This is a genomic window from Paenibacillus herberti (genome assembly GCF_002233675.1).
GTDB lineage: Bacteria > Bacillota > Bacilli > Paenibacillales > Paenibacillaceae > Paenibacillus_O > Paenibacillus_O herberti.
Genome location: NZ_NMUQ01000002.1, coordinates 175,614 through 191,012, shown reverse-complemented (window position 1 = coordinate 191,012; position 15,399 = coordinate 175,614). Strand labels below are relative to the sequence as shown.

Below are 15,399 nucleotides of genomic sequence, written 5' to 3'. Positions count from 1 at the left end.
GAGAAATGGACATGCCAGAGAAACAAGTTCCACGCTGGGCTTTTCTACTCGTCGGCGCAATCATAATACTGATCATAACAAGCAGTATTTATGCCATATATGCTTTGAGCCAGCCGAAAGAGGGCGAGTCGAAGCAGACAGGCGCAATAGAGCAGCGGATTACGGGATCTGAATACTGAGAATAAAAAACTTGCAGTACATAGTCAGCTCATTCCCTGAATAATGTTGTCATTCTCGGCAGGTTTCCCTACTTTGGGGAGATCTGTTTTTGCTTTTCTGGACCGTCCAAAGAATCGGTGAGCAGTCGAACAAGATAACTGACAGACATGAGGATCTGGTGCATTCTATCCAGGGTGTTCCCACGAGTGACCTAGAACGAAGTCCAACGAATGACCTAGAGTGCAATTTAACGAGTGATCTAGAGTGCAGCTCAACGAATAGCCGAGAGTATGGGGCAACATTGAGCCGAAGAAGCAAGCAACAACCAGAAACCAGGAACAACGAACCAGTAACCACGAACCACGAACTAGAAGCGAAGAATAGGAATTAGAGCCCAAAACTACGAACTACGGCCTATTAAAGCAATGTACAGCCGCATGTTCTATTACTAATGAATCGTAGTGAGCATAGCAGGTCCAATGGTCCTACGAGCTCCAATCCGATGGGAGTCATCAATTAAACGTGTGGAAAGATTCGACAATTTTTTTGTTGACAGTCTGTGCAAAGGTTTGCATAATGGGAGATGCGAGATCATGCAAGCGTTTGCATCTAGTGAATACTCAGATCTTGCAATGGGCAAATCCGTGTCGACGGAGAGTGAAACTGCAACGGCAGAGCAGCAAATCTACACCGGCGGAGCAGTCAATCAGATCCCACTAGAGGGCGATTCCGTAACGTACCAGATCCGTTCCGGTGGCAAGTCAACCGCACACGCAGCATCGCCAATAGGAGGTGGGGAACCGCAAACAAACGTGGAATTCAGTTGATTTGTAAGCGTTAACAATAAGCCTCATGACGGAATGTCCATCTGCTTGCAAATTGTACTTGCCCTTACTTTGAGAGGAGAATAATTCATGTCCCAAAAAAATCAAAAAATGAAGCCACGCTGGAGCATACTGCTCGCTGGCGCCGTTCTGCTGCAAACAATAGTCGGAGCTGGTTATGCTGCTTATGAAGGTAAAAGCTTCATGGGTACGGCATCTGCCGCGGAAAGCAGTGCTTTACCGGCAGCAACGAAGGACGGTGTTATTTTCCATGCGTGGAACTGGTCCTTCGACAACATTAAAGCGAATCTCCCAGCCATAGCGGCCGCAGGCTTCAAGTCCATCCAGACTTCCCCGATCCAAGGTAATAAAGAGGCTGCCACTGCAGGCAGCAATTGGTGGGTGCTGTACCAGCCAACGAACTTCACCATCGGCAACACGCAGCTAGGCACTCGAGAGCAATTTAGACAGATGAATGCGGAAGCAGATAAGTATGGCATCAGCATTATCGTTGATGTGGTCGCGAATCATACCGGTAATGCGGGCGGAGGCAATCTTACCTACACGCCTGCAACCAATGTCGATCCTACTATCCTTAATAATCAATTTTTCTGGCATGAAAAAAGAGGCATCGAGAACTGGGATGACCGCTGGCAGGTAACTCAGTGGGGTATCGGTCTGCCGGATCTCAATACCTCCAATCAGGAGCTGCAGGATAAAATCATCGCTTTCCTCAATGACGCGGTCGCCCTTGGCGCAGACGGTTTCCGCTTCGATGCGGCGAAACATATCGAGCTTCCTGAGGACCCGGCCGGCTCGAACTTCTGGACTCGGGTGTTGGGTTCGCTGAACAACAAGGCCAATTTGTACAACTACGGGGAAATTCTGCAGGGCGGCGCTGATAATATTGCCGGATATGCGAATCACATGAACGTAACCGCTTCGAAATACGGTGAAGAAGTCCGTTTGGCGGTTGGCTTTGGCGGCAATGTGAATGTCGGGCTGGCTCAGCCTTTTGTCGCGGGTAATGTGAATCCATCTAAGCTCGTTACTTGGGTAGAATCCCATGATACTTATGCTAATGACAGCAGTGAGTCCACGGCTATGACCGATTATCAGCTGAAAATGGGCTGGGCGCTCATCGCGGCACGAGCTCAAACGACTTCGCTCTTCTTCGATCGTCCAGCTGGTAGTGGCAAATTCGGCAGCAACCTTGGCGCAACCGGCAAGGGATTGTGGAAGGACGGCGATATCATCGCGGTCAATAAATTCCATAACGCTATGGCTGCAGAGGGTGAATACCTGAGAACTCAGGGCAACCAAACGATGCTGATCGAGCGTGGCACGAAGGGCATGGTCATCGTCAACCTTGGTGGGAATATGCAAATCAACTCTGTTACGAATATGGCAAACGGCACTTATACAAATAAAGCTTCAGGAGGCGGCAGCTTCACGGTTTCGAATGGCCGTATTACCGGTAGCTTGGCTGCTGGAAAGATAGCTGTGTTGTACAATGATCCTAATACCATTGCAACTCCAACACCGCCTGCTCAGAATCTTGTGAATGTCACTTTTACAATTCAGAACGCTACAACTGTTATGGGTCAAAATGTTTATATTTCCGGCAGTATTCCTGAACTGGGCAGCTGGGATGTAAACAAAGCGATTGGTCCAGGCTCTTCCGCATCTTATCCGACTTGGACGGTAACCGCCCAGCTTCCAGCGGGCACGGTAGTCCAATATAAAGCGCTCAAAAAGGATGCGAGCGGCAATTTCGTTTGGGAGAGCGGGGAGAACCGCAGCTACACTGTAAGTGCGTCGAACCCGAACGCAACATTTGCTTTTAGGCCGTAAACTATTCCCAACAATAAGCTGGGGTGACTGATTCATTCTGCTTTTTTTGCAACAAAAAACCGTTTCAGGCCACTCGTGGCTGAAACGGTTTTTCGGTTTAACGATGTTTACAACTTCCATCCTAAAGCATCCATGAGCCAGCTCAGTGAGATAATCGCCACAGCCAGATGCAGCAGAAGCGTTAACCAATCCTTGCGGGAGACACGGAGATCCTGAACAAGATGGTAGATAGACCAGACGAAGATGACCAAATAAGCTAGCTGAAGTACGATGGATGGCATGATCATTTCCCCTCTCTGCAGGTTTTGAAAGCAGACTTAATGATGACTTGCTGGTATAGCATATGAGCCAGGCTCAGAGAGATATGACGGATTGCATCAATTAAAGAAAGCGTTTTCTATAGAATTTTGCTACCTTCCAGATAGGCAACCCATTATACTAAAAGTATGGAAAACATTACTAAGTTGGAAGGAGCATTCTATGATCACGACACTTTATCTGATTCGTCATGCAGAGTCCGTTTATAGACATGGAGAAGAGCGCAATCGAGGACTTTCTGAAAAGGGACATCTGGCAGCGAGCCATGTTGCGACAATGTTATCGAAGGAGGACATCCGGCTAATCGTCTCCAGTCCCTACGAGCGGGCGATTCAAACGGTGAAGCCGCTGGCGGAGCTCAGCGGGCTGATCATCCAGACGTATGAGGAGCTGCGAGAGCGCTCCATTGTGGGGGTTGATCTGGAAGTTCCTTGGGAGCAATGCGTTAAGGCGATTCGTCTTTCTTTTACAGATAAGGATTATGCACTCTCCGGCGGCGAGACTACGAATGAAGCTCAGCAGCGAGTCATTCCGGTTATAGAGAGGCTGCTTAGGGAATACGAGGGTCAGGGAATTGCTGTCGGTACACACGGGAATATCATGACGATTTTGCTGAATTATTTCGACCCAAGTTATGGATTCGAGTTCTGGCAGACTGCTTCTATGCCCGATGTTTACAAGTTGAGCTTTAGTGAAGGTAGGCTTATCGAAGTCCAACGCTTGTGGATAGGATGACGGGGAGGGGGACAACGGATGAAAAAGGCGATTAAGGGGTCAGTTAAAGCTGTTGGCGATGAGAATGCTGGCCGCTCCATGAAGCTCTATCATTTCAGCGAAGAGAGCAGCATCGAGACGTTCATACCTCGCGTAAAGGCGAGTCGAACGAATATGCCGCCGGTTGTCTGGGCGATTGACGAGGCTCATGAATTCATGTTTTTCGTGCCGCGAGCCTGTCCTAGAATTGTGTACTCCCGAGGCGGGAGTATGTCTCAGGAGGATGAGGAACGCTTTTTCGGGCATACGGCGGCGGATAGGGTCATGGCGGTGGAAACGGGATGGCTGGATCGTATTATGAATGTGGTGCTTTATCGCTATGAGTTGCCGTCTGACAGCTTTGAGCTGTTTTCTGAGACAGCGGGTTATTACATTTCACGGGAAACGGTGGGGCCGTTGGAGATCATAAGGTTGGAGGGATTGCTAGAGCGGCTGGCAGGGCTTGGCATAGAGCTCCGAGTGACCCCGAACCTGCATCCGCTTAGGAATGCGATTATGGGTTCGACCATCGACCATTTCAGCATACATCAATTTGCGAACGCAAAAGAACCTTCACACTGATTGCTATGCCGCGAGAGGAGTGGGATTAGCAACCAGTGTAAGGCAACTATTTAACTTGGCGGATAAAGCTGGTCGAACTCTCGGCGCAGCAAGCCGTAGATCAGTTCATCATGGCGTCGGCCATTGGTAAACATCTGCTCACGCAGCCGGCCTTCCAACTGGAAGCCGAGCGATTCTTGAAATTTCATAGACGCTTCGTTGAAGCTGTATACATGGGCGGTTGCTTTTTCATAGCGCAGCTCGTGAAAAAAGTACCGAAGCAACACTACCACCGCATCGGATGCATATCCTTTGCACCAGTGGGGACGGAACAAGGCGATTCCGTATTGAAAGCTGCCGAAGCGCTGTTCACAATGATGCGAGTCAATGCTCCCGACCAACTCTCCTTCCAATGTCTCGATAGCCAGCGACATATTATCCCCTTCGGGCTCCTGCTCGGACTTCTTTTCCGCCCAGACCCTGGTGGCTTCCTCCGAACGTGGGAAAAAGATCATGTCCGCCGCTCGCGCACCCTCTACATCCTGGTCATTATCATGGAACAACTCCCAATCTTCGGGGGCAATCGGTCTTAGCCTAATTTTGCTGCCTGTCCAGCTGTTCATCGAGTTCTCTCCTTTACGCCCTAAACTGAAACCTCTATGAAGACCCGAACGACAAAGCTATCGGGATCAATCTCTGAAAAATAGGTGAGCATATCCACTACATACACATCCCCGATTATTTTCATTCCGTTGCGCTCGATGTACTCTTTGAGGATGAAATAAGCTTCTGGAGTGCTCTCGTAAGAGCCCTTATAATCCATAACCGCGTAAAGCCCTTTAGGCTTGGTAATCATTCTTTCTCCCGAAATTGGCTCCTGAAGCTTATTGGCTATATATCCCCAGAAAAAAATACCGGATTCAAGACTTGCTTTGCTGTAAGCCGCCCAAATCGGAAATTCATGATAGATAAAGTGTTCTTCGCAGTAGCTTCGATGTTCGCTTAGTTTGGCGTTAAACTCCTCTTCGGTACCCTGCTCGAGCGGAGTCGCGATTAAATACTCCTCTTCACATTCCTCTAAGAATGGAACTTCCCTAAACGCCTCCATCGATTTCTCTGTCATCTGAATGGCATTTCTTAATATATTTTGCATCCGTCCGATTCGAAGCTGCTCCATCTCCAGTTCCTGTTGCTTCTGTTTGAATAGCTCGATCAGATTTATAGCGTTCCGATTCTGGATAAAACTCTTTATTTCCTGTAGGGAACTTCCGGCCTTCTTAAGCACACTAATAATATCTAATATGTAAGATTGTCGGTACGAATAATAACGGTAACCGCTGGCATTAATGAATTCGGGCTTTAAGAGACCGATGTCATCGTAATGAAGCAGGGCATGCTTGGTTACTCCGCTTATTTTGGCTAGTTGGCTGATCGTGATGTAGCGGCTGCTGTTATCCGGCATTTGGAACTCCTCCGAATCTGAATTTACTATTGATGAGCCTAAATCTTACTCCATGAAAAAACTTTTGACTACAGGGTAACCCTATAGTTTAGAGTTGGGTTTATCAAAATTCTAGTTACTTCATGTGGAGGGATAAAGAAAATGTACGGATTCAAACGCTGGCTCATTTTGGCCGTCGTATCCAGCGCTCTTATGCTCATTGTAATGGATTCGACGATTCTTTATACAGCTTTACCCAGCTTAACCTATGATCTTGGCGCATCGGCGTCCGAGAAATTATGGATTTTAAATGGTTATTCGCTTGTCATGGCAGGTCTGCTACCGGCGATGGGCACACTTGGGGATCGTTACGGCCACAAAAAAATATTCGCGCTTGGTCTGCTTGTTTTTACGGCAACCTCGCTGTTGGCCGCTTTTGCTCCGAGTCCGTCTGTGTTAGTAGTCGCAAGGATTCTCCTTGCTGTTGGAGCGTCGATGATGATGCCTGCTACATTGTCCATTATCAGAATGACCTTTACTAATCCGCGCGAGCTTGGACTAGCAATCGGAATCTGGGCGGCCATCGCTTCTGGAGGAGCGGGAATTGGCCCAATCATAGGCGGATTGCTTGTGGAGTACTATTGGTGGGGAGCTGCCTTTTTGATCAACGTTCCGATAGCAATTTTGGCGTTGGTGTTGACCTTGGTGTACGTTCCAAGTCATGAGGGCAATAAAGATACAAAGTGGGATCTTATTGGCTCCGCCCAGATTATGATCGCTTTGGTGGCCATTGTTTTTGCCATAAAAGAATTTGCCAAACGCGAAGGTTCCCCGGCGCTTGCTGCGATTAGCGCTGTTATCGGGATTGTCGCCATGATCATCTTTATTCGTCGCCAGCTCAGAAGCTCCAACCCGCTGCTTGATCTGGCTCTCTTTAAACTATCTCCATTTATGGCGGGATGTATTACGGCTGCAGTCGGCCTGTTTGGACTGCTGGCCATAGAGTATATCGTAACTCAACGGCTTCAACTTGTAGCAGGATTGAGTCCGCTTCAAGCGGGATTTATGACGTTAAGCATACCGGCCGCGTCTATTCTGGCGGGCCCGCTGGCCGGAAAGGTTTTGCATCGTTATAATGTCATCCGCATCAAAAGCTTCTCGCTACTGTTGGCGGCTGTAGGGACGGCCATTTATCTCTTTCAGTTTGATGCCGGCATAACGGGACAAATTATCGGACTGGCGCTCCTCGGAGCAGGCTTGGGAATAGGCATGACGGCGGCATCTCATTCCATTATGAGTTCCGCGCCGCCTGAAAAAGCGGGGATGGCCGCATCGATTGAAGAAGTAGCGTATGAAGTCGGTGGTGCAGCCGGAATTGCGATCGTTGGTAGTTTGGCAGGTTTTGTTTATTCGCTCAGCATGGTCATTCCGGAAGGACTTCAAGTTCCTGCAAATGTAAAAGACAGCTTAGATGAAGCAATAATGGCTGCAGATGGACTGCCGGCTGAAGCATCCGAGGCATTAATTGCGGCCGGGCGCACCGCTTTTGACGATTCCTTTTTTGTTATCCTGATGGGAATAGCTATATTTTTTGCATTAGCATCGTTAAGCATCAGTCTGATCGGAGCTCGTGCAAAACACAAATTGGCTGAGGAGTAGGCCGTGCCGATTCAGCAGCGGAGGAATCTCAGCGAGAATTTTAACTTATGCGGGCAATAAAAACGGGAGGAGACTGAGCTTGGCTCAGTCTCCTCCCGTTTTGCTGGTATAGCGGGCTTTTAGGACCCGCTTATTTTATGCGAATGAATCAGTCTCAGCGAGCCATTTCGGAAAAAGCGGATGCCGCCGCTTCTAGCGTGCGGGCGATGTCCTCCTCTGTATGCGCGGTTGTCAGGAACCAGGCCTCGTACTTCGACGGAGCTAAGCAGATGCCGCGCTCCAGCATGAGGCGGAAGAAGCCGGCGAACTGTTCGCCGTCCGTGTCCTTCGCCTGCTCGTAGTCCGTGACCGGATGATCGCAGAAATGCGTGGAAAACGCTCCGCGAATACGGTTCACCGTCAACGGAATGCCGTGGCGGGAAGCCAAGTCGGCAAGCCCGTCCGCTAAACCGGCGGCGAGTCTGTCCATGCGCTCGTATACGCCTGGCTGCTGAAGCACTTCAAGGCAAGCAATGCCGCTTGCGATGGAGGCTGGGTTACCAGCCATCGTGCCAGCTTGATAAGCAGGGCCGAGCGGAGCGACCTGCTCCATGATTTCCTTGCGGCCGCCGTAGGCGCCGATCGGCAGGCCGCCGCCGATGATTTTGCCAAGCGCCGTCAGATCAGGCTCAATCGCTGCTTGGTCAGGGAACTCACCGAATGTCTGAGTCGTGCCATAGTGGAAGCGGAAGCCAGTGATGACTTCGTCATAAATGACGATGGCTCCGGCTTGGCGGGTGAGACGGCATAACTCCTCAAGGAAGCCTGGATGCGGCATAACCATGCCGAAGTTGCCCACAATCGGCTCGACCATGACGGCTGCCGTCTCGTCGCCCCAGCGTTCCAGAGCGGCTTTTAGCGCGGGAATATCGTTGAACGGAACGGTAATGACTTCACTGGCAATGCTCTGCGGGATGCCGGCGCTGTCTGGAATGCCAAGCGTGGAAGGCCCGGAGCCAGCTGCGACGAGCACAAGATCGGAATGGCCGTGGTAGCAGCCGGCGAATTTGATGATTTTGTTGCGGCCCGTGTAGGCGCGCGCGACACGGATTGTCGTCATGACCGCTTCGGTGCCGGAGTTAACAAAGCGGACTTTGTCGAGCGACGGAATGGCATCTTTAAGCATGCGGGCCATATGGATTTCCAGTTCTGTCGGTGTGCCGTACAACACGCCACTTGCGGCCGCACGACTGATCGCTTCGGTAATATGTGGATGTGCATGACCGGTAATGATTGGGCCGTACGCACACAAATAATCGATATATTGATTCCCGTCGACATCCCAGAAATATGCGCCTTGGCCACGCTTCATGAAAACGGGCGCGCCGCCGCCGACAGCTTTGAAGGAGCGGCTCGGGCTGTTGACGCCGCCGACGATATGTTCAAGAGCCTCGCTATACAGCTGTTCTGAGCGGGCGCGGGACGTGCCGGGAATGGAGAAGGATGAGTCGGATGTATAGGACATAGGTTGGTTACCTCCTGATGCTCTAGCGGGAATTGGGAATAAAGAGGGGAGAGCAGGTCGTCCTGCTCTCCCGAATGGGAACTGAAGTTGTTTATTTGCTTTGTCGTGCCGGGGCCGAAACGGGCCGCACTTGGTTTTGCTGTTTGAAGGCCAGCCCGATGCCTAACATCAAGGCGAGGCGTTATTCGCGCTGTTGTTCGAGCTGTTATTCTCGGCTCCAGAAGGTGCATTTTGATTTTCTGTGAGTACTTTCTGTACGTATTCGCGCAGCTCGTCCTCGTCAGTAATGGCCAGCACCGAGGCTCCGTTAATCTTTCTGTCGGTAAGCAGCCTGCTCGGCGGAAGCTGAGCTGTGCCTGCATTTTGCAGCCCGAAGCCAAGCTGGCCGAGCCGAATCATGTCTTCTGGCGACAGATTCGTTTCGATGAATGGGCTGACGCTGCGGATGATCGTGCTGAGCTGGGCAATATTGCCAAGGTTCTGCATTTTATCTGCAACGGCGCTCAGGAATTTACGTTGACGTTCTGTGCGTGTAAAGTCGCTTGTGGCGTCATGGCGGAAGCGAACATATTGCAGCGCCTGATCGCCATTTAGCTCCTGGTAGCCTTTTTTGAGATTAATGTCGTAACGGTTTTTGTCGGCGTTGTCGGTGTATCGCATATTCTTCTCGACATCGATATTAATGCCGCCAATCGCGTCGACAAGTGATTTGAAACCCTCGAATTCGGTGTAAACATAATATTGGATCTCTAGGCCTGTTAGCTCGCTCATCATCTGCATACTCAGCTTGTAACCGCCGAGTACAATCGCTTCATTGGCGCGCCCGCTGCCGTTGCCGGGAATGTCGACCCAAGTGTCGCGCAGCAGTGAGAACAGATGAGCTTTTTTAGTGACAGGATCAATCGACACAACCATCATGGAATCGGAACGAGCCGGTTCTTTGGTCGTTTTTTTGCCTCTACCGTCTCCGCCCATGAACAAAATGTTGACGCGTTCCTTACCTTCCCACTCGGGAGGTTTCTCCAGCGCCTGATTGTTCTCGTATTGGTCGAAAATGGAATCCTTCGGATTCTTTTCAAGCCCATTCAATGCGTTGAAGTTGTCAATAATAAAAAAAGCGATCAACGCCGCCATCAGGAGCACGGTGGCGAATAGAGCCCATAGCCAGGTGCGGCGTTTTTTGCTTTTTGGCGGCTTAGTCTTGGCAGGTTTAGGCTTGCCAGACGGCTGATGCCGGTCTTTTCTGCTTTCCATCCGGAAGGAAAAACTCCTTTCACTAACACAGTCTCTGTTCAAAATCGGAATGTTGCGTATAATCGTGAACCCTGTCGAGGCAATTTCCATCGAAAAATGCCCGGTAGGCCCGTCGTAGCTGCTTATACTGAAGATCCGCCATGCTACGCCATGTGGAAGCGGAATCCCGTCGCTTGCTTCCCCTAGCTGTCGTAACATATCATAAAATTATAATTCCGGGGTCGGCAGGACGCAAGCTTTGCCGCAGGAAGCAGAAATGTAGCTGCCATTTCCCGGGAAATGTCGAGCAGTAACAAGAAAGGGGCCAGTCATGAGCAACATGCCGGCTATAGAAGTGCGCGATCTGCGCAAGCAGTTCAGCGTTCAGAAGAATAGAGAGGGGCTTTCCGGTGCCCTCAAGGACTTATTCAAGCGCGAATATCGCGAAATTACGGCAGTCAAAGATATTTCTTTCCAAATTCCCCAAGGGGAAATTTGCGGATATATCGGGGAGAATGGAGCTGGAAAATCCACCACGATCAAAATGCTGACGGGTATTCTCGTTCCGACAGCTGGACATCTAAGGGTGAACGGCTTCATTCCCCACAAGGATCGGGAGAAATTTGTCGGCGGCATCGGGGTCGTGTTCGGCCAACGGTCGCAGCTCTGGTGGGATATTGCCGTAACCGAATCTTTCCAACTGTTGCGCAAGATTTACCGTGTGTCGGAAGCAGATTATCGCAAAAGGCTGGATGAGTTGGTCGAGCGCCTGCAATTGGGCGATTTGCTCAATCGTCCTGTGCGCAAGCTGAGTCTCGGCCAGCGCATGCGCTGTGAGGTTGTAGCCAGCCTGCTGCATAATCCGTCGATTCTGTTCCTTGACGAGCCGACGATCGGCCTTGATATTGTGGTCAAAACCGAGATCCGCGACTTCCTCAAGACGCTGAATCGTGAGCAAGGAACGACCATTCTGCTGACGACACATGACCTGCAGGATATCGAAGCGCTTTGCACACGGGTTATCATGCTGGATGACGGGCGCATCATCTACGATGGGAGTCTAGACGAGCTCAAAAGCCGCTGGAGTCGCGGTCGCGAGATTACATTCCAGTTCGGCGAGCGCGTCAAGCCGCAGCAGCTGGCTGAGCTGACAGCAGGCCTGCCGGGCGTGACTTGGCGGGCGGACAGCGACGTCACAGCGGCGATGTGGCTGCCGAATGAAGTCAAAGTAGCTGACGCTTTGGCTCGTGTCGTAGGTGAATCCCGACTCGACATTCGCGATATGCAGATTATTGAAACCAATACGGACGACATTGTCCGCGAAATTTACCAGTCCGGGGATGCAGCGTCACCAGGCAAAACGCGTGCAGCCGAGCTGGCTGTAGAAAGCGAAGCTGAAGCTAAAGCCGAAAATGCGGAAACAGAAGTTACCGCTTCATCAGGCAACGTAGTTCAGGAGATTGAAGTAATCACAGCTGGACCAACACAGCCAGCTGGCCGTGACGCTCTGGATCTACCTGATCTGGAGGGCAGGGATAGCTTGACCGACTCGGACGCACAAATGCCGGACGCCGCAGACGGAGACGCTGCTGAAAATGCCGGGGAAGAAGTCCGCCCGCAAGGGAAGGAGCCGATTCGCCGTGGGTAGTGCTTATGTGGATCTGATCCGCATCCGTTTTTTGATGATGCTCGCTTATCGCGTTAATTATTACAGCGGCATCATTATTTATGCGATTAATATTGGAGCTTATTACTTCTTATGGGGAGCCATCTACGGAAGTCAGACCACGCTGGCCGGTTTCACGATTGGGCAGATGACAACTTATGTCGCTGTGTCCTGGATGGCGCGCGCCTTTTATTTCAACAATCTCGATCGAGAAATCAGCAATGAGATCCGCGATGGCAGTGTGGCGATCCAGATGATTCGTCCCTACAACTATCTTGTGGTCAAAATGATGCAGGGCTTCGGGGAAGGACTATTCCGTTTCCTCCTCTTTATGATTCCCGGCATGGCGCTGGCTTGCCTGCTGTTCCCGGTGCGTTTGCCAACCGACCCTGCTACTTGGGCAGTATATCTTGTCATGCTGTTTTTTGCTTTCCTGATCAACTCGCAGATCAATATTTTGACGGGATTGGCTGCCTTTTTCGTCGAGAGCAGCGAGGGCATGATGAGGCTGAAACGCGTGGCCGTTGACTTATTCTCCGGCGTTATTGTACCGATTAGCTTTTTCCCCGGCTGGTTGGGTGAAACGATGAAATGGTTGCCGTTCCAGGCGATTACGTACTTGCCAAGCTCTGTCTTCACCGGACGTACCCCGTCTAATGAGATTGCCGGTGTGCTCGGAATTCAATTGCTCTGGTTCGCCATTCTGCTGATTCCGATTGCGCTGGTGTGGCGCGCGGCGCGGCGCCGGTTGTTCGTACAGGGAGGATAACATGAATATTCGTTTCTATTTGTCCCTTTTTTGGGATTATTTCAAGAACTACGCAAAAACAAAGCTGACCTACCGGGCCGATTTCTGGATCGAGGTTTTGGCTGACCTCAGCTTCCAAGCGGTCAACCTGATCTTTATCCTGATCGTCTTTCAACACACACCGACGCTCGGCGGCTGGAGCGAAGCGGAAGTCATTTTCGTTTATGGCTTTTTCATGGTGCCGTTCGGTATTTTCTCTACGTTTTTCAATCTTTGGAGTTTCAGCGAGCGCTACATTACAAAAGGCGAAATGGACCGTGTCCTGACGCGCCCGGCGCATAACTGGTTCCAGGTAACGCTGGAAAATATGGACCCGCCTTCGCTGATTGGCTCCCTCGGGGGCGTCATCATTATGGTCTCCTGCTGGATACAGCTTGGACTGCCGCTAGGTTTTTGGGATATTCCGGTGATGATCCTGCTTGTTCTAGGTGCCGTACTTGTGTACGGCGGCATTTATACGGCACTGACGGCAATCGCTTTTTATTCCGATGCACCGACCGGCATCCTGCCGCTGATGTACAATATTCAGAACTACGGTCGTTATCCCATCAACATCTACAACAAGTTCATTCGTTTTGTGCTGACCTGGCTCATTCCGTTTGCCTTTGTTGGAGTCATTCCCGCATCCTACTTCCTCGGGGATCACGGTGACGGACTTGCTGAGCTGGCGCTGCTGACGCCGGTAATGGGCATCGTGTTTATGACGTTCGGGATGCTTGTATGGAATCATGGTGTCAAAAGGTACCGGGGCGCTGGCTCTTAGAGCTGGCTTAATATCGTAATATTGAAGGGGAATTCCACCATGTCGAATCTCACAATAGGCGAGCCCGCTCCAGATTTTACGCTGCCCGCAGCGGGGGCGGAGGAGCCTCATGTTTCACTCTCCGATTATCGGGGAAGCAAAGTTATCCTCTACTTTTATCCTAAAAACAACACGACTGCCTGCACGCAGGAATCCTGCGATTTCCGAGACATGGAACCGAGCTTCCGCGGCGCAGGAGCGGTCGTGCTGGGCATTAGCCCTGATGGCGTCAAGTCTCATGACAACTTCCGCGCCAAGCATGAACTTCCATTCACGCTGTTGTCGGATCAGGAGCATGAAGTGGCTGAATTATACGGCGTCTGGCAGCTCAAAAAGCTATATGGACGGGAGTATATGGGCGTCGTCCGTTCAACCTTCCTGATTGATGAAGAGGGACGCCTCGTCAAGGAATGGCGCGGCCTCAAAGTAAAGGGGCATGCGGCTGAGGTTCTGGCCAGCCTGAATTAAGTAGTATTCGGGGCAACACAAAAAAGAAACCGTTCTTTAGTAAATGGAGGCGACAGCCAACCCATTACAAAGGAACGGTTTTTTGCGTCCAAAATAGTAGAGAACATCAAACCATTCGTCCAGATCCTGAACCGGGCGGGCTTGCGTTTCAATATATTTTGGTAAATTTTAAGGATTTATTTTCAAATTTGGACATAGTAAGGATAGGACACAATTGGAAGAGGAGACGCGACATGAGAGAAGGACGGCGAGTTAGGAGCAGACACAGCAATTCCGTAACCCCAAAATACTTCATCTTGCTCTTGGCAGGGATGCTGCTGGCCGTTCCTGCTCAGGCAAGTGCGGCTGAGGCGCTGGCTCTAACTGGCAGTTTGGAAAAGCCATCCCGGTCTGAAAGTATACACTCGCCAAAGAGCCTGCCGTCAGCCGTCTCATTCATCTCCCAAAATTCCGGAGTGATCCGTGTTGCGGCGACTCCCATCGGACCTGCCAGGCCGCTCGTCATTGCGCATCGAGGGGCTTCGGCCACAGCTCCCGAAAATACATTTGCTGCTTTTGATCACGCAGTACAGAACGGGGCGGACTACATCGAGCTGGATGTCCAGCTTTCGCGTGATGGGGTTCCTTTTGTGCTGCATGATTCGGCGCTTGATCGGACGACGAATGGACAAGGCATTGCGTCACATCGGACGATATCCGAACTTAGAGGATTCGACGCTGGTTCCTGGCATTCGGATAAATTCAAAGGCGAACGCATCCCGATGCTCGACGAGGTGCTTCGCCGTTATGGAGGGCGGGTCGGCTTGCTGCTAGAGCTCAAGGACCCGCAGCTGCAGCCGGGCTTGGAGCGGGCAGTGGCCGATGCGTTAATACGTCATAACTTGACCGGTGAGGAGAGGCTGGAGTCTTCCGCTTCCAGCCCGGCATGGCGTAAAGCTCCCGTCATTGTGCAGTCGTTTGGCCTTCCGGCGCTGCGGAGATTCAATGACTTACTGCCGTCTGTGCCGCTATGCGTCATTATTTCCCGGGTGGAAGAGCTGGAGGAGACGCGTCTGCATGAGATGGCGGACTTTGCGACCTATGCTAATATCCGCATGAAACTGGCTGAGCCTCGCTATGTTCGCCGCATCCATAGCAGTGGCATGGCCGTTATGGTGTGGACGATAGACCGGAGGAGGGACGCAGTCAAGGCCGTTGCCGCAGGAGCGGATGCCATTGTGACGGACGATCCCTACCATTTTCGCGAGTGGATAAAAAAATCACCTTCCAACACAGTGTCTCCCTCGAGAACAGCTCCTCCTTCGAGCTAATCGCATCTATCTGCCAATCAAGCAGGCCAACTTTTCTCT

The 15,399-nt window shown here is 51.1% G+C and carries 15 protein-coding genes and 1 pseudogene; 11 read left to right on the top strand and 5 right to left on the bottom strand.

Translation table 11 applies throughout. The features are described 5' to 3' along the window. Nucleotides 1–11: 11 nt before the first annotated feature. The 3 genes from CGZ75_RS25285 to CGZ75_RS13425 all read left to right on the top strand — a co-directional run bounded on the left by CGZ75_RS25285 (nucleotide 12) and on the right by CGZ75_RS13425 (nucleotide 2,837). The gene (locus CGZ75_RS25285; RefSeq protein WP_176444833.1) at nucleotides 12–179 is read left to right on the top strand and encodes a hypothetical protein; all 168 of its coding nucleotides are present in this window, start codon (nucleotides 12–14) and stop codon (nucleotides 177–179) included. Between the two features lie 573 nt (nucleotides 180–752). Beyond that, nucleotides 753–986 carry a hypothetical protein gene (locus CGZ75_RS13430; protein ID WP_089524824.1) on the top strand — a complete coding sequence of 78 codons (234 nt, stop codon included), beginning with the start codon at nucleotides 753–755 and terminating at the stop codon, nucleotides 984–986. 87 nt (nucleotides 987–1,073) lie between these two features. Beyond that, nucleotides 1,074–2,837: a carbohydrate-binding module family 20 domain-containing protein gene (locus tag CGZ75_RS13425; RefSeq protein ID WP_245850852.1), complete on the top strand. Its 1,764-nt coding sequence runs from the start codon at nucleotides 1,074–1,076 to the stop codon at nucleotides 2,835–2,837. A 107-nt stretch (nucleotides 2,838–2,944) separates the two neighbouring features. On the opposite strand, the gene CGZ75_RS25280 is transcribed toward CGZ75_RS13425, so the two are convergent. After that, nucleotides 2,945–3,118 carry a hypothetical protein gene (locus CGZ75_RS25280; RefSeq protein ID WP_176444832.1) on the bottom strand — a complete coding sequence of 58 codons (174 nt, stop codon included), beginning with the start codon at nucleotides 3,116–3,118 and terminating at the stop codon, nucleotides 2,945–2,947. A gap of 199 nt (nucleotides 3,119–3,317) precedes the next feature. Here CGZ75_RS25280 and CGZ75_RS13420 point away from each other — a divergent pair, with 199 nt between their 5' ends. Together CGZ75_RS13420 and CGZ75_RS13415 are read left to right on the top strand one after the other, a co-directional pair. Then, nucleotides 3,318–3,890, top strand: coding sequence for a histidine phosphatase family protein (locus tag CGZ75_RS13420; protein WP_089524823.1), 573 nt, complete (start codon nucleotides 3,318–3,320; stop codon nucleotides 3,888–3,890). A gap of 18 nt (nucleotides 3,891–3,908) precedes the next feature. Continuing rightward, complete coding sequence (locus tag CGZ75_RS13415) at nucleotides 3,909–4,490, top strand: DUF6886 family protein (RefSeq protein ID WP_245850851.1); 582 nt, start codon at nucleotides 3,909–3,911, stop codon at nucleotides 4,488–4,490. Nucleotides 4,491–4,540: 50 nt separating this feature from the next. Here the strand turns inward: CGZ75_RS13415 and CGZ75_RS13410 are convergent, their stop codons facing one another. Together CGZ75_RS13410 and CGZ75_RS13405 are read right to left on the bottom strand one after the other, a co-directional pair. Beyond that, nucleotides 4,541–5,092 (bottom strand): GNAT family N-acetyltransferase, encoded by a 552-nt coding sequence (locus tag CGZ75_RS13410; protein ID WP_089524822.1) that lies wholly within the window; start codon nucleotides 5,090–5,092, stop codon nucleotides 4,541–4,543. A gap of 20 nt (nucleotides 5,093–5,112) precedes the next feature. Then, a complete protein-coding gene (locus CGZ75_RS13405) occupies nucleotides 5,113–5,931 on the bottom strand; it encodes a MerR family transcriptional regulator (RefSeq protein ID WP_089524821.1) in 819 nt (272 codons plus the stop codon). A gap of 141 nt (nucleotides 5,932–6,072) precedes the next feature. Here CGZ75_RS13405 and CGZ75_RS13400 point away from each other — a divergent pair, with 141 nt between their 5' ends. After that, complete coding sequence (locus tag CGZ75_RS13400; RefSeq protein WP_089524820.1) at nucleotides 6,073–7,569, top strand: MFS transporter; 1,497 nt, start codon at nucleotides 6,073–6,075, stop codon at nucleotides 7,567–7,569. Nucleotides 7,570–7,723: 154 nt separating this feature from the next. On the opposite strand, the gene CGZ75_RS13395 is transcribed toward CGZ75_RS13400, so the two are convergent. Beyond that, nucleotides 7,724–9,073 (bottom strand): glutamate-1-semialdehyde 2,1-aminomutase, encoded by a 1,350-nt coding sequence (locus CGZ75_RS13395; protein WP_089524819.1) that lies wholly within the window; start codon nucleotides 9,071–9,073, stop codon nucleotides 7,724–7,726. A 168-nt stretch (nucleotides 9,074–9,241) separates the two neighbouring features. After that, complete coding sequence (locus CGZ75_RS13390; RefSeq protein WP_089524818.1) at nucleotides 9,242–10,327, bottom strand: LCP family protein; 1,086 nt, start codon at nucleotides 10,325–10,327, stop codon at nucleotides 9,242–9,244. Between the two features lie 319 nt (nucleotides 10,328–10,646). Between CGZ75_RS13390 and CGZ75_RS13385 the strand changes: the two are divergent. The 5 genes and pseudogenes from CGZ75_RS13385 to CGZ75_RS13365 all read left to right on the top strand — a co-directional run. Then, nucleotides 10,647–11,714, top strand: a pseudogene (locus tag CGZ75_RS13385) (ABC transporter ATP-binding protein); the annotation flags it as partial. Nucleotides 11,715–11,946: 232 nt separating this feature from the next. Beyond that, nucleotides 11,947–12,741: an ABC transporter permease gene (locus CGZ75_RS13380; RefSeq protein ID WP_089524817.1), complete on the top strand. Its 795-nt coding sequence runs from the start codon at nucleotides 11,947–11,949 to the stop codon at nucleotides 12,739–12,741. Nucleotide 12,742: 1 nt separating this feature from the next. Beyond that, nucleotides 12,743–13,543, top strand: a complete 801-nt coding sequence (locus CGZ75_RS13375) for an ABC transporter permease (RefSeq protein ID WP_089524816.1) — start codon at nucleotides 12,743–12,745, stop codon at nucleotides 13,541–13,543. 39 nt (nucleotides 13,544–13,582) lie between these two features. Next, entirely contained in the window at nucleotides 13,583–14,050 is a 468-nt protein-coding gene (gene bcp / locus CGZ75_RS13370) for a thioredoxin-dependent thiol peroxidase (protein WP_089524815.1), read from the top strand. 233 nt (nucleotides 14,051–14,283) lie between these two features. Next, nucleotides 14,284–15,360 (top strand): glycerophosphodiester phosphodiesterase, encoded by a 1,077-nt coding sequence (locus CGZ75_RS13365; RefSeq protein WP_089524814.1) that lies wholly within the window; start codon nucleotides 14,284–14,286, stop codon nucleotides 15,358–15,360. The last annotated feature ends 39 nt before the right edge of the window (nucleotides 15,361–15,399 follow it).